The organism is Candidatus Fusobacterium pullicola (genome assembly GCA_018883725.1).
GTDB classification, from domain to species: domain Bacteria; phylum Fusobacteriota; class Fusobacteriia; order Fusobacteriales; family Fusobacteriaceae; genus Fusobacterium_A; species Fusobacterium_A pullicola.
Genome location: JAHLFN010000005.1, coordinates 1 through 14378, shown reverse-complemented (window position 1 = coordinate 14378; position 14378 = coordinate 1). Strand labels below are relative to the sequence as shown.

At 29.5% G+C, this 14378-nt stretch carries 18 protein-coding genes; 12 read left to right on the top strand and 6 right to left on the bottom strand.

Annotated features, from left to right (window positions below; translation table 11 throughout):
* Positions 1 to 134: 134 nt before the first annotated feature.
* Positions 135 to 878: an EI24 domain-containing protein gene (locus IAA47_00295; GenBank protein ID MBU3841434.1), complete on the bottom strand. Its 744-nt coding sequence runs from the start codon at positions 876 to 878 to the stop codon at positions 135 to 137.
* A 2-nt stretch (positions 879 to 880) separates the two neighbouring features.
* Positions 881 to 1504: a histidine phosphatase family protein gene (locus IAA47_00290; GenBank protein MBU3841433.1), complete on the bottom strand. Its 624-nt coding sequence runs from the start codon at positions 1502 to 1504 to the stop codon at positions 881 to 883.
* A gap of 84 nt (positions 1505 to 1588) precedes the next feature.
* Here IAA47_00290 and kdsB point away from each other — a divergent pair, with 84 nt between their 5' ends.
* Together kdsB and IAA47_00280 are read left to right on the top strand one after the other, a co-directional pair.
* Positions 1589 to 2326 carry a 3-deoxy-manno-octulosonate cytidylyltransferase gene (gene kdsB, locus IAA47_00285; protein ID MBU3841432.1) on the top strand — a complete coding sequence of 246 codons (738 nt, stop codon included), beginning with the start codon at positions 1589 to 1591 and terminating at the stop codon, positions 2324 to 2326.
* A gap of 16 nt (positions 2327 to 2342) precedes the next feature.
* Positions 2343 to 3923, top strand: coding sequence for a SpoIID/LytB domain-containing protein (locus IAA47_00280; protein MBU3841431.1), 1581 nt, complete (start codon positions 2343 to 2345; stop codon positions 3921 to 3923).
* A gap of 53 nt (positions 3924 to 3976) precedes the next feature.
* Here IAA47_00280 and dtd read toward each other — a convergent pair whose 3' ends face one another.
* Complete coding sequence (gene dtd / locus IAA47_00275) at positions 3977 to 4435, bottom strand: D-tyrosyl-tRNA(Tyr) deacylase (protein MBU3841430.1); 459 nt, start codon at positions 4433 to 4435, stop codon at positions 3977 to 3979.
* Between the two features lie 140 nt (positions 4436 to 4575).
* Here dtd and IAA47_00270 point away from each other — a divergent pair, with 140 nt between their 5' ends.
* On the top strand, positions 4576 to 6090 hold the full coding sequence (locus IAA47_00270) for a nicotinate phosphoribosyltransferase (protein MBU3841429.1): 1515 nt from the start codon (positions 4576 to 4578) through the stop codon (positions 6088 to 6090).
* 29 nt (positions 6091 to 6119) lie between these two features.
* On the opposite strand, the gene mgsA is transcribed toward IAA47_00270, so the two are convergent.
* Positions 6120 to 6491: a methylglyoxal synthase gene (gene mgsA, locus IAA47_00265; protein MBU3841428.1), complete on the bottom strand. Its 372-nt coding sequence runs from the start codon at positions 6489 to 6491 to the stop codon at positions 6120 to 6122.
* Positions 6492 to 6580: 89 nt separating this feature from the next.
* On the opposite strand from mgsA, the gene IAA47_00260 reads away from it, so the two are divergent.
* The 7 genes from IAA47_00260 (at position 6581) to IAA47_00230 (ending at position 12118) form a co-directional block, all read left to right on the top strand.
* Positions 6581 to 7483, top strand: a complete 903-nt coding sequence (locus IAA47_00260) for a phosphatidylserine decarboxylase (protein MBU3841427.1) — start codon at positions 6581 to 6583, stop codon at positions 7481 to 7483.
* 3 nt (positions 7484 to 7486) lie between these two features.
* The gene (locus tag IAA47_00255) at positions 7487 to 7882 is read left to right on the top strand and encodes a NusG domain II-containing protein (GenBank protein ID MBU3841426.1); all 396 of its coding nucleotides are present in this window, start codon (positions 7487 to 7489) and stop codon (positions 7880 to 7882) included.
* An 8-nt stretch (positions 7883 to 7890) separates the two neighbouring features.
* A complete protein-coding gene (locus tag IAA47_00250; protein MBU3841425.1) occupies positions 7891 to 8991 on the top strand; it encodes an AI-2E family transporter in 1101 nt (366 codons plus the stop codon).
* Positions 8981 to 10135, top strand: a complete 1155-nt coding sequence (locus tag IAA47_00245; GenBank protein ID MBU3841424.1) for a class I SAM-dependent RNA methyltransferase — start codon at positions 8981 to 8983, stop codon at positions 10133 to 10135. Before IAA47_00250 ends, IAA47_00245 begins: the two co-directional genes overlap by 11 nt.
* The gene (locus IAA47_00240; protein MBU3841423.1) at positions 10116 to 10778 is read left to right on the top strand and encodes a hypothetical protein; all 663 of its coding nucleotides are present in this window, start codon (positions 10116 to 10118) and stop codon (positions 10776 to 10778) included. Before IAA47_00245 ends, IAA47_00240 begins: the two co-directional genes overlap by 20 nt.
* A 144-nt stretch (positions 10779 to 10922) precedes the next feature.
* Entirely contained in the window at positions 10923 to 11447 is a 525-nt protein-coding gene (locus IAA47_00235; protein ID MBU3841422.1) for a peptidylprolyl isomerase, read from the top strand.
* A 68-nt stretch (positions 11448 to 11515) separates the two neighbouring features.
* Positions 11516 to 12118: an HAD family phosphatase gene (locus IAA47_00230; protein MBU3841421.1), complete on the top strand. Its 603-nt coding sequence runs from the start codon at positions 11516 to 11518 to the stop codon at positions 12116 to 12118.
* A gap of 80 nt (positions 12119 to 12198) precedes the next feature.
* Here IAA47_00230 and IAA47_00225 read toward each other — a convergent pair whose 3' ends face one another.
* Positions 12199 to 12528, bottom strand: a complete 330-nt coding sequence (locus tag IAA47_00225) for a DUF4325 domain-containing protein (GenBank protein MBU3841420.1) — start codon at positions 12526 to 12528, stop codon at positions 12199 to 12201.
* A 50-nt stretch (positions 12529 to 12578) separates the two neighbouring features.
* A complete protein-coding gene (locus tag IAA47_00220) occupies positions 12579 to 13049 on the bottom strand; it encodes a toxin-antitoxin system YwqK family antitoxin (GenBank protein MBU3841419.1) in 471 nt (156 codons plus the stop codon).
* A gap of 260 nt (positions 13050 to 13309) precedes the next feature.
* On the opposite strand from IAA47_00220, the gene IAA47_00215 reads away from it, so the two are divergent.
* Positions 13310 to 13636, top strand: coding sequence for a helix-turn-helix transcriptional regulator (locus IAA47_00215; GenBank protein MBU3841418.1), 327 nt, complete (start codon positions 13310 to 13312; stop codon positions 13634 to 13636).
* 45 nt (positions 13637 to 13681) lie between these two features.
* Positions 13682 to 14236 (top strand): YbhB/YbcL family Raf kinase inhibitor-like protein, encoded by a 555-nt coding sequence (locus IAA47_00210; protein ID MBU3841417.1) that lies wholly within the window; start codon positions 13682 to 13684, stop codon positions 14234 to 14236.
* Positions 14237 to 14378 lie beyond the last annotated feature (142 nt).

Genomic DNA, 14378 nt, shown 5'->3' with positions numbered 1-14378 from the left:
TTAGATTAGTGTGTGGTAACTTTAATTTTAGCAGGAAAATTTACTTGTCTCACTATTTTTTTTGGGAAAAAAGTAAAAAAGGTGTTAATACCTAAATGTCTATAGGTACCAACACCAAAAATTATACACCCTTTTTATACTTTGGAATGTTCTTTTAAAAGCTCTAGTGTAATCATAGTTGTAGCAACACAAGTTATAAGTGGAGCGATAAAAATTCCAACTACTGGTATAAAAAATAGTAATGTGAAAATTCCACCACAAAGTGCTGCATAAACTCTTTGTTTTTTTAAGAAATCGAGACTTTCCTTTGGTGAAAGATTGTATCTTTCAAGAGTGTAGTCCATAAATGAAAATCCAGTAAAATATCCTTGAATAATAAAAATAAGTAATGGAATAGAGAGATTTATTGGAAAAATAAATCCTAATAACATAACTACACATGTTCCAACCATCTGTTTAAAAAAGCTTTTAAGTCCAATATCAATTCCTCTTATTAAAAATCTTAAGTTATCCTTAAACGTAAAGTCAAATTTTTTTCCAGTAAGATGAGTTTCAACTCTTTCAGAAACATAACCTAATATAGGAGATATAATTACTAAAAGTAAAGATTTATACACAAGATAATAGAAAAATACAGTGCATATCCAAACTAATATTTTAATAAAAATATATAAAATTGATCCATACTCTTGTAATTTAAAAAAGTTTTCTAGAGCAGAGGCTAAATTGAGAGATAGATACTCTCCTAAATATATGAAACCACCAAAAAGAAACATACTGATGATTCCAGGAAGAAAGTAAAATTTTTTTAATCCAGCATCTTTAATAACTTTAAAAGAATCTGAAAAAGAATTAAAAACTAAAGTAATAGCTTTCATAATTAATTCATCCCTTCCAGATGAGAGATATCAGAGAAAACCTCAACACTATAATTGCCATCTTCATAATTAACAATAGACAGACTAGTATTCTTAGGTACTTCAACTTTGCCTAACTCTTCTAAACTAATATTTTTTATAACTTTAAAAATTCCCTTTAAAGTCATTCCATGGGTAACAACAATAACTGTATCATCTTTATGATGTCTATCAATTATTTTTTTTAAACCTCTTTCAACTCTCTCTATAAGTTGTATAAAACTCTCTCCGTTATAAGGTGTAGGATCATACTCTTTAGGATTATGGAAAAAATTATAGAACTGTTCAGGGTATTCACCTTCAAATTTTTCTCTAGGGACTCCTTCCATATCACCAACTGAAATCTCTTTAAACTCCTCTATATACTCAATATTTATATCTCTATCCCCAATTATCAACTCAGATGTTTCAATAGTTCTACCAAGAGGAGAGGAATAGAATTTAGTAAATTTAGTATCTTTTAGCTTTTCTCCTAATCTTTTAGCTTGCTCTCTTCCTGTTTCAGTAAGTGGAGAATTAGAAGAGCCTTGAAAAATTCTTAAAGTATTCCAAACTGTTTCACCATGTCTAACAAAATAAATTTTCATATTTTTTTCCTTTCTATTTTAATATTAAAAGATATTTGGTATAATTATACCATATATTGTACTTGATTTTAAGGAGGATGTAAAATGAAATTTTTAGGAGTAATACCATCAAGATATGCATCAACAAGATTAGAGGGAAAACCACTAAAGGATATTTGTGGACACACTATGATAGAGTGGGTATATAAGAGAGCAAAACTTTCTAAATTAGATGAGGTAGTAGTAGCAACAGATGATATGAGAATTTATGAAGAGGTAGAAAGATTTGGAGGAAAGGTTGTACTTACTAGTAAAGAGCATGAGAATGGAACTAGTAGAATAGCAGAAGTTTGTGAAAAATATGGAGATTATGATGTAATAATAAATGTTCAAGGGGATGAACCACTTATAGAGCCAGAAATGATAAACTCTTTAATAGATTCTTTTAAAGATGAAACTATAGCTATGAGTACTTTAAAGTATAAGATAGATAGTATGGAGGAGATTGAAAATCCAAATTATGTTAAAGTAATTACTGATAAAAGAGGATATGCAATATATTTCTCAAGAAGTATAATTCCATATCCAAGAAAATTGGATATACAAAATTATTATAAACATGTAGGAATATATGGTTATAAAAGAGAGTTTGTAATAGAGTATGCTAAAATGGAACCTACACCATTGGAGTTATCAGAGTCATTAGAACAGCTAAGAGCTTTAGAAAATGGATATAGAATAAAGGTCATAGAAACACCTTATAAGATAATAGGGGTTGATACTCAAGAGGAGCTTGAGAAAGTAAGAGAGTATATAACGAATAATGGAATAATTTTAGATTAATTTGAAAGGAAGATATATGAAAATTTTAAAACAATTATCAGCTACAATAGTTATTGGGATAGCTTTGGCAGGTTGTAGTTCTACTGAAACTTATCGTGAGGTAGGTGGAGTACCTTATAAGGTTGAGAAGAGTAGAGTAGAGAGTGGAGATTATACGTTAGATAGTAGCTTTTTTAAGAAAAGAGGTTTACCAATTCCAAATAGTTTTAAAGGAAAGAGTGTAGATTATCTTATAGCTAGAAATGATACTTTAAAAAAACATGGATATGATTTTTTTGAGGGAGTAGAGGAGAAAAAAGCTTTAAAGTTCTATAAGGATTTAGATGTAAGAGGATATGGAGATAACTCTCCATATTGGAGATGGAAAATAGGATTAGATAAAGATGAGTTTTTTAATGCTATAAAAAATAATTTACCATCAGTTTATAGAGGAAGACCAGCTGAAGTTTTGACTTTATCTAATGGACAGTGGAAATCTTTGAAGATAACAGAGAGTAGTGTTGGAAAGATAGTAAATGTAGAGGTAGCAGGAAGAGGAAAATCAGGAGTAGTAACTTATCTACTTGTAACAACAAGCAGTAACAAATATTTAGTAGCAAAAGAATTAAATATTAGAAAGCTATTCTCTCTTACAAAGACTACAACAAAGAGTAGTGGCGATATAGTAATGTATGGAGCTAGAGGGGGAAATAGAAAGTATCAGGATGCTCCAGTGAGTAGAAATATTTCTCTTTTACCATCAGGATATTTTGCAATTGAATATACAGGTGGAAGAGCAAATATCTATGGTGGAGGATATGGACATGGAGTAGGGATGGGACAGTATACAGCTTTTGATCTATCTAAGAACCATGGATATACATATAAGGAGATACTATCAAGACACTATCCCAACTCTCAATTAAAGGATATGTATTCTATTAAAGGTGTCGAAAAAACAATAAATGTAGGAATAACTACCAATAACTCTTTAGATCATAGTAAAATTACACTTTATAGTAATAATAAAATAAGAATAGATGGAGCTGGATTTAAAATAGATGTACCAGCTAAACAAAAAATTGTAATAGTAAATAATGGAGATAGACTTTGGGTAAGTGTCGATGGAAAACACAGAGTAAAAACAGTAAATCCTTTGGAAATAACAGCTCATGGGTATTATATAACTTTAGAAGGGCTTAAAAAGGGACATACAACTACACCTAGATACAGAGGAGATATGATTATTAAGCCATCAACGACTAATTCAAAAAAAATAAGAGTTATAAACAAGGTAAAGATAGAGGATTACTTAAAACAAGTTGTTCCTAGTGAGATGCCAGAGAGTTTTGGTATAGAAGCACTAAAAGCACAGGCTGTAGCAGCTAGAACTTATGCACTAAGTGATTATTTAAAAAATAAATATAAAAAAGATGGATTTCATGTAAAAGATACAACTGAAAGTCAGGTATATAATAATGCCAAGGAGAACAAGAGTTCTATAAAAGCTATAGAAGCAACTTCAGGAAAAGTTTTATTGAGAGATGGAAAGCCAATAGATGCTAAATATTTCTCAACTTCATCTGGATTTACAGAGGCAGCTAATTACATTTGGTAGGTAGGAAGTAACTGTTTAGCCATTAAAAAAGTGGCTAAGCAGTTACTAAATTTTTATTTTAAATTAGCTACATCTTTAGTATCAATGATAAGAGTTACTGGACCATCATTTAAAAGCTCAACTTTCATATCTGCTCCAAATATTCCAGCTTCTGTTTTTATTCCAAAACTTCTACATTTTTCTAAAAACTTCTCATATAATGGTTTAGCTAAATCTGGTTTAGCAGCATCAACAAATCCGGGACGACGTCCTTTGATACAATCACCATATAGAGTGAACTGAGATATAATAAGAAGTTCCCCATTAATCTCTTCTAGTCCAAGATTCATTTTTCCATCTTGATCTTCAAAAATTCTTAGATCCTTTATTTTTTTAGCTAGCCAATTAATCTCTTTTTCACTATCTGTATGAGTTACTCCTAGTAGAACTAAAAGTCCTTTATCTATTTTTCCAACGATTTCTCCATTTACTGTAACACTTGAATATTTAACTCTTTGTACAACTGCTCTCATAATTTCACCTCTAAAAATATTTTTACTTAGAATATGATAACATTATTTTTTTGAAAAAAGAAGATGTTTTGTAGTAAAAAAAGAAAAATAATGCTATAATTATATGGATATATCAATATGAGGTATGAGGAGTGGAAGAAATGAATAAATCAAGAGTACTAACAGATTTTGCTAGAGTTATTAATTCAGATAGATATCAGTACACAGAGAGCGACATCTTTTTAATGGAAAATATGCAAGAGAGAATAGCAGTATTTGATGTATATTTTAGAAAGACGCAAGATGGAGGTTTTGCTGTTGTAGCAGGAGTACAAGAGGTAATTAATTTAATTGAAATTTTAAATAGTACATCTGAAGAAGAGAAAAGAATGTATTTTTCTGAAATCTTAGAGGAAGAACATCTAGTTGAATATCTTTCAAAATTAAAGTTTACTGGAGATATATTAGCTATGAGAGATGGAGAGATAGCATATCCAAATGAGCCAGTTCTTACTGTAAAAGCTCCATTAATTCAAGCTAAAATATTAGAGACACCAATATTGAATATAATTAATATGCAAATGGCAATAGCAACAAAAGCATCAAGAGTTACAAGAGCTGCTTATCCAATAGCTGTATCATCTTTTGGAAGTAGAAGAGCTCATGGATTTGATAGTGCTGTAGCTGGAAATAAAGCAGCAGTAATAGGTGGATGTGTAAATCACTCTAATCTTATGACTGAATATAAATATGGTATACCTAGTGTAGGAACTATGGCACATTCATATGTACAAACTTTTGGAGTAGGAAGTAATGCAGAAAGAACAGCTTTTGAAACTTTTATAAAACATAGAAAAAATCGTGGAAAAAATAGTCTTATTTTATTAATAGATACATACAATACATTAGGAATGGGGATAAAAAATGCTATAGAAGCATTTAAAAATTGTGGAATAGATGATTCCTATGAGGGAATGTATGGAGTGAGAATAGATTCTGGAGACTTAGCATATCTATCGAAGAAATGTAGAGTACTATTAGATGAGGCAGGTTTAAAAAAAGCTAAAATTGTTTTAACTAACTCTTTAAATGAGGAGCTTATTCGTTCTTTAAGAGAGCAGGGGGCATGTGCAGATCTTTATGGAGTGGGAGATGAGATAGCTGTAAGTAAATCTAATCCTTGTTTTGGAGGGGTTTATAAAATTGTTCAAATAGATGAAAATCCAGTAATCAAACTTTCAGAAGATATCGTAAAAATATCTAATCCGGGATTTAAAGAAGTATATAGAATTTATGATAAAAATGAGCTTGCTTATGCTGATTTAATAACTCTTGTAAATAACGATATGGATAAAGAGCTATTAATAAAAGGAGAAACTCTCACTATAAGAGATGAAAAATACGAGTTTAAATCAAGTACCTTAAAAAAGGGCGAGTATACTGTAAAGAAATTGACAAGAGATTATGTTATAAATGGAGAGATTGTAATGACAGAGTACGAAAAATTATTTGATATAATGTCATCACAAAGATATTATTTAGATAGTCTTGAGAAGGTATCTGTTGAAAGAAAAAGACTAGAAAATCCACATAATTATAAGGTAGATCTATCATCTGACTTAATAGAATTAAAGTATAATTTAATAAAAGGAATAAAAGCTGAAATAGAAAAATAAGAGTAACAGAACTGTTACTCTTATATAAATTACTTCAATTTTAAAGCTGAAACCAATAATTCAGCAGTAGATTGATTAGTTGCAATAGGAATTTTATGAACATCAGCAAGTCTGATAAGAGCTGATATATCTGGTTCATGAGGTTGGGCAGTAAGTGGATCTCTAAAGAAAAATACTGCTTCAATCTCATTCATAGCGATATCTGCTCCGATTTGTTGATCCCCACCAATTGGACCAGATTGGTATCTGTGAATTTCTAATCCAGTTGCCTCAGCAATCCTTTTTCCAGTAGTACCTGTAGCAACTAATGGATATTTTTTGAAAAAATCAGCATGTTTTTTGCTAAATTCAACAAGATCATTTTTCATGTTGTCATGCGCTATAAGAGCGATTTTTTTCATATTGTCCTCCTTAATGATTAAGTTGTAGCTATAGATATTATACACTAAAAATAGAAAAATCTCAAAAAAAATAAAAGAAAGGTGGAATAATGGAGTTCAAAAAAATAGAGTATATAGAGAGAAAAACAGGAGAGATAAAAGTAGAAAAAGTTCCCGGAGAGAAGTATCTTAAATTTTTGTATTATAATCCTCTAGGAGAGTTACCACTAAATTTGGTGGTAAAAAAGAAGTTTTTAACTGAATATTATGGAAAAAAAATGGATAAACCAGAATCAGTAAAAAAAATACCTAGCTTTATAGAGCAAGCTGATATCAATATAGCAGAAGCTAAAAAAAGAGTTGAAGAGTTTAAATCTTTTAATGATTTTTTCTATAGAGAGTTAAAAGAAGGGGCTAGAACTGTAGATTATAGAGAAAATGTTTTGGCTTCACCAGCAGATGGAAAAATTTTAGCCTTTGAAAATTTAGATAGGGAAAAAGAGTTTTATATAAAAGGGGATAAATTTACTCTTGAAGAATTTTTTGCGGATAAAAAGTTAGCAAATAAGTATAAAAATGGAGTCTTTATGATAATAAGACTTGCTCCTATAGATTATCATAGATTTCACTTTCCAGCAGATGGTGAAATAAGTGAGAGTAAATTAATAGATGGAGTATACTATTCTGTATCAACTTATGCTATAAAGAAAAATTTTAGAATTTTATGTGAAAACAAAAGAGAGTATTCAATTTTAAAAACAGAAAAATTTGGAGATATAGCTATGTTTGAAGTAGGAGCTACTATGGTAGGTGGAATAAAACAAAGTTATAAATCGAATAGTTATGTAAAGAAAGGTGAAGAGAAGGGATATTTTTACTTTGGAGGCTCAACATGTGTTCTTGTTTTTGAAAGGGGAAAAGTAAAGATAGATGAGGATCTATTAGAAAATACTAAAAAAGGAATAGAAACAAAGGTATATATGGGAGAGAAGATAGGAATATCTTTAAACTAGCCTATGAAAAAAAGAAAGTATTTTAGAATAGGGGACTTAATAATATATCTATTTTTTATACTATTTTTTTACTTTTTAGGAATTAAAGTTATGGAGCTTGGTGATGAAAAACCTTCAAAAGTAGAGATTTATGTAGATGGAAATTTAAAATATGTGTACCCATTACAGAAAGAGGAAAAAGATATATTTGTAGATACAGTATTAGGTGGAGTTAATGTTAAATTAAAAGATAATATGGTAAGGGTAACTAGTTCAAACTCACCAAGAAAGATAAATGTAAAAAGAGGGTGGATAAGTTCACCGGGTGAGGTTATAATAGGAATTCCTGATAGACTTTTAATAAAAATTGTAGGGCAGAAAACAAATAGTGATGAAGAATTAGACTATATTATAAGGTAGGGTAAATTATGATAAAAGCAAAAGGAATAAAAATAATAAGTATTGGAGTAATTTTAATAGTTATCCAGAGTTTTTTACAGCAATATGACACGTTTCATGAATTATATAGCAAATATATAGGATATCTAGTGCCAGTAATTCATGCTTTCTTTATAACTATATTCTTAGAGCCAATAGTGAGTATAATCGAAAAAAAATTTAAAATGAAAAGAGTTGTTGCTGTGATAGTGACAATACTTTTAGTATTTAGTTTAATAGGAATTTTTATAGCTATTATAGCTCCACAAGTTATAGAGAGTATTAAAGATCTATATGGAAAACTTCCAGTAATGCAGGTACAATTAGAGAAATATACAAGTGAACTGATAGAGTTTTTAAAATCAAAAGGGCTACTATTATTAGGTGATACTGAGATAAAAACAAGTATTACAAATTTTATAAAGGAAAATATGAGATATTTTCAAAATTTTGGAATATCAGTTTTATGGAATATTATGTGGTGGGGAATAGCTCTAACTAAATTTGTTATAGGATTTTTCTTAGCTTTTTTAATACTTATAGATAAGGAGTATTTTATAAAATTTATTAGTAATATTCTGTCACTAATTTTTACTAAGGAAAAAGCTAAAGGAATAATGGGATTCTTAGGAGAATCAAGAGAGATTTTATTAAAATTTGTATGGGGAAGAATTATAGTATCGATTGCAGTAGGGATAATAACATTTTTAGTAATGTTTGTAACAGGTACTCCATACGCTCTTTTAAGTGGAATGATGATAGGAATGGGAAATATGATTCCATATGTTGGATCTATTGTAGCTGGAAGTATTGCTATTCTATTAGTTGGATTAGCAGAACCTTTTAAATTGATATTTTTAGGAATAGCTATTTTAGTAGCTCAAGCTGTTGATGGATGGGTAATAGGTCCAAAAATTGTAAGTGAAACAGTAGGAATGAGAATTTTTTGGGTAGTTGTTTCTATACTTATAGGAGGTAGCCTATTTGGACCAGTGGGAATGTTTTTTGGAGTACCAGTATTTGGAATGATAAAATTAATTTGTACAAAAATTTTAAATAAAAAAGAGGAGTTAATAACTGATGATAAATAAGGTAACTTTAATAGCATCTACTACTATGGGAGTAGAGAGTATAGTGAGAGATGAATGTATAGCTTTAGATTTTGAGAATGTAAAAGCTTTCAATGGAAGAGTAGAGTTCGATGGAACATTGAGAGATATAGCTAAAGCTAACATACACCTTAGATGTGCAGATAGAGTTTTTATTAAGATGGGAGAGTTTAAAGCACTTACCTTTGATGAACTATTTAACAATATAAAAAGGCTTCCATGGGGAGATATTATAGAGGAAAATGGGGAGTTTCCAGTAAGCTGGGTAAGTTCTGTAAAATCTAAGTTATTCTCTAAATCAGATATACAAAAAATTACAAAAAAAGCAATAGTTGAGAAAATGAAAGAGAAATATGGAAAGAGCTATTTTTATGAAGATGGAGCAAAATTTGCTATAAAAATTCAAGCTCACAATGATATTTTTCTAGTAATGATTGACACAAGTGGTGAACCTCTTCATAAGAGAGGATATAGAGCTATAAAAAATGAAGCTCCTATAAAAGAGACTATGGCGGCAGCTCTTGTACTACTTTCTAGATGGAATGGGGGAGAATTACCACTAGTAGACCCTATGTGTGGAACAGGAACTCTTTTAATAGAGGCTGCTATGATAGCTAGAAATATAGCTCCTGGAGCAAATAGAAATTTTGCCTCTGAAGACTGGAAATTGATTCCAGAGAATGATTGGGTAGATGTGAGAGATGAAGCTTTTTCAATGGAAAATTATGAAAAAGAGGTAAAAATATATGGTTCAGATATAGATGCTGATACTATAGAGATAGCTAGAAAGAATATAGTTAAAGCTGGAGTAGAAGATGATATCCATTTAGAGTGTCAAAACTTTTTAGATATGGAGAGAAATGAGGAGTATGGAGCTTTAATAACTAACCCACCATATGGAGATAGACTTCTTGATGAGGAGGCAGTAGAGAGATTGTATGGCTTATTAGGGGATATATGTAGAATGAGAATACCAAAATGGTCGTATTATGTAATCACCTCTCATAAAGGCTTTGAGAAAGCTTTTGGAAAGAAAGCTACAAAAAATAGAAAATTATATAATGGTGGAATTGAGTGCCACTTCTATCAATATTATGGAGAGAGAAATGGAAAGAAAAGAGTGTAATGAGATTTTAAAATTTTCTAAAGAAGTAATACTTCAAGTTTTTGTAAAAATAAATAAAAGAATGGAAGAGTTAAAAAGAAATGATGAGATTTCAGCTTTAGAGATACTACAAAATGAAGTAGTACCTAAATATGAAAAACTCTATAAAGGACTGAAGATAGAACTAGCTGAAGATGAAGAGATAGATAAAGAAAAATTTGAAAATATAAAAAAATATATCTATGATATTATGAAAGAAAATGGATTTACTGAAGATTTTATTAACTCTCAAATAAAGATAAGAGAAGAAATTAAAGGTGAATCAGGAGCAGAAGTTGTAAAAAAACTTTTCGAATATGAAAAAAAGCAGATGGAAAATACAAAGTATAATCTCTTAGATAAAGTAAATAAGGTTCTAGATAAAGAGGATAAATTAGCTATGGATTTAAAAAATGCTATTCAAGAAGAGGAGCAGATAGAGTGTATATATAAACTTCAACCTGTGAGGGAGGAGTATAGAGCTCTAGAAGAAAAAGTTTTAAGAGTTCAAAAAAATATTGATGAATTAAAAAAGAAATTAGATTCTGAGTGGGCTTATGAGATATATGGAACTATATCTAAGGATGAGATGTTAAATACCTATAATCAAGCTATGAAAAAATAAAAAAATATGCTAAAATATGGAGGAACTATGAAAATTTTAAAAATAGTTATTCTTTTGCTTATTATAGCTGGAGGATTTTATTACCAAGCTCATAAAAGAGCAGGTAAACCGTTAGATATTAAGGAGGGAAAACAGGTGGAAAATATAGTATTAAACGCTAAAATAAAAACTGCTAAGGGGGATATAAATTTAAAATTATTTCCAGAAGTAGCACCAATGACAGTTACTAACTTTGTACACTTAGCAAAAAGAGGATATTACAATGGATTAAAATTTCATAGAGTAATATCAGACTTTATGATTCAAGGGGGAGACCCTACAGGAACAGGTGCTGGTGGACCTGGATACCAATTTGGTGATGAATTTAAAAAAGAGGTAGTATTTGATAGAAAAGGACTATTAGCTATGGCTAATGCAGGACCAAATACAAATGGATCACAATTCTTTATAACTCATGTACCAACAGAGTGGTTAAACTATAAGCATACTATATTTGGAGAAGTTATATCTGAAGAGGATCAAAAAGTAGTTGATAGCATAGCTCAAGGAGATATAATGGAAACTATAGAGATATCTGGAGATGTAGATGCTTTCTTAGAAGCTCAAGCTGAGTTAGTAAAAAATATAGATGATATTTTAGCTCAAACTATGCCAGAGTTAGGAAAATAATAATTAAAAAGGCTGTTACAAAAATTGTGACAGCTTTTTTGCTATTAAAATATGGAGGAGATAGAGAAATGATAAAAAATATTATTTTTGATTTAGGAAATGTGCTAATCTCATATGAGCCAGAGAGCTTTATAGAGAAATATGTGAAAGAGAAAAATCGTGAAAAATTTTATGAGGTAGTTTTTAAGAGTAAAGAGTGGTTAGCTTTAGATAGGGGAACTCTTGAGTATGATGAAGCTTTTGAGATATTTTCACAAAAATTGCCAGATGAGATAGAGAGCCTTAGAAGATTATTGAAGAATAATATTCAAGATGTACTTTTTCCATTAGAAACAAATTTAAATCTTTTAGAAGAGTTAAAGAAAAAATATAACTTGTATATTCTTTCAAATTTTCATAGAGAATCTTTTTTAGAGATAGCAAAAAAATGCAATTTTAGTAATTATTTTAAAGGTGGGGTTATATCATACGAGGTTAAGTTATTAAAACCGGAAAAAGAGATATATGAGAGTATTTTAAAGAAATATAACTTAATACCAGAAGAGACTCTGTTTATAGATGATACTCAAGCTAATGTAGAGGCAGCTCAAAAAATGGGAATAAAAATAATTCATTTGAGAGAAAAGAATAAATTAAAAGAGGAGTTATTAAAAAAAGGAATAGAGTTATAAAAAAGCAGAGAGGAAGTTACAAATTAATTGTAATCTATCCTCTCTACTTTTTTATATTAATTAGAGTTTGAGGGCTAAAATTAGGAGTAATCATACTCAATAGCTGAGAATTGTAAGCTAAGTTTTTTATAATTATCTCTCAAATATTTCATCTCTTCAATCAGATTATAAGAAGCATTTGAAATAGAGATAAGAGCTTTTAATTCCTTAGCACTTTTGTTACACTCTTTGGCAACGTTACTAAAAACTATGTAAAGGAATGAAAGTGTTGTAGCTTGAATTCCTAAAAAATCAATATTAATACTTTTACCTAACTTTACTCTTTTTGCAATTATTTTACACAACTGAAATGCTTTTTTTGGTGAAGCAAGAACAGAAGTATTTAGTATTTTTTTTAATATGAGCTTCATATGAAGGCCTCCTTATAAAAGTTGTAAATTTTCCTCAAAATATAGTATAACTAATCTTCAGGATAGATAGCTTTACCAACTAATTTTCCCTTTTGGTTATAATATTTCCAAGTTCCTTTTGGAATACCATTTTTAAATCTTCCCTGTACTTGTAATTGTCCATTTTCATGGTAAAGAAAATAGTCTCCATTATCTTTTCCATTAAGGTAGGTAGTTTCAAAAATTTTTATTCCATTCTCTTGGTAAAGAACATATTTTCCAAAAAGCTTTCCATTTTTCCAATTTTCAATAGACTTTAAATTACCATTAGAGTAAAAAGTAAGCCATTTTCCCTGAGGTTTTCCATTAACATAAAAATTACGATCTTTTTTTAAAATAACTTTCCCTGTAAAAGGAGAATTATCTTTTTTTAGGTATAAAACACCTTTTTTTTCAACAACCTCATAATCATAAGCACTTTTTGAGGCTGAAAATGTTATAGAGCTTGCTAATATTAGCAAGATAAACAAATTAAGTTTCACAGTATCACCTAAGAATTAAAAAAACTATTTAAATATATGGGTAATTATGATATAATACAATTATCCTTATATTCTTTTGACTTAAAAAATTGAAAAAAAGTTTAAAAGAAAATAAAAAATTATACAGGGGGATAAAAGTGGAAAATTATTCATTAGAGATGTTATTGATTATTACACTTATGATGGCCTACAAATTATTAGTATTACGTTAATGAGGAAGCACTAAAAATATTGCTTCCTCATTTTATAAGGAGGAATTTGTGAGAGAGATAACTTGTCCATTAGAGGCAATTTTTCATATATTAAGAGGTAAATGGGCACCTATGATAGTATGGAGAAGCAGACTTGGAAACCAGAGATTAACTGATTTAAAAAAAGATATACTTAACTGTAATGAAAAAATGTTAATTCAACATATAAATGAGCTATTGGAGTATGGAGTACTTGAAAAGATAGAGTATGATGTTTATCCTAAGCATACAGAGTATAAATTAACTGAGTTTGGCTGGAGTCTGATTCCAGTTTTAGCAAAATTTCAAGAACTGGGGATAGGATACTTACAAAATAGTAAGTTATTAACAAAGTAAAAATAATATGTTATCCTATAAAAAAAATATAGGAGGTATAAGTTTATGAAAAAGAGCTTATTAGCAGGATTATTTATTTTAGGTGTATCAGCTTTTGGATTTGAGCTTAAAAGTTCTGGAATAGAAAACGGGTATATAAAAGAAAAATATGGACAATATGGAACAGAAAATATAAAAGGAATGCCATCACTTTCATTACCACTAGAGTGGAAAGATGTACCTAAGGGAACAAAAAGTTTTGCATTAGTAATGGAAGATTATGATGCTATACCAGTAACTGGATTTTCATGGATACACTGGACAACTATTATTCCTGGAAATTTAACAAAGTTAGATGAGAATGCTAGTTTAACTAATAAGGAGATAATTCAAGGGGTTAATAGCTGGGTATCTTCAATGGGAGGATTAAGTAAAGCAGAGGCTTCACATTTTGGTGGACCAGCTCCTCCAGATAAAGAGCATACATACAAGATAACTATATATGCTCTAGATAAAGAGGTAAAATTAAAAAGTGGATACTATTTAAATGAGTTATATAAAGAGATGAAAGGGCATATCTTAGATAGTGCTACATTAGAAGGAAAATATAAAACAAAATAGTTTAAAGATTATGTAACTACTCAGCTATGAGTTTTTACAAAAAATAAAAATAGCCAAATAGAGGGAGTTTTCAACATTTTTGTTGAAGGCTCCCTTTCTATTCAACTACTGGTAACATAATTTCGCATAAATCAAATATACT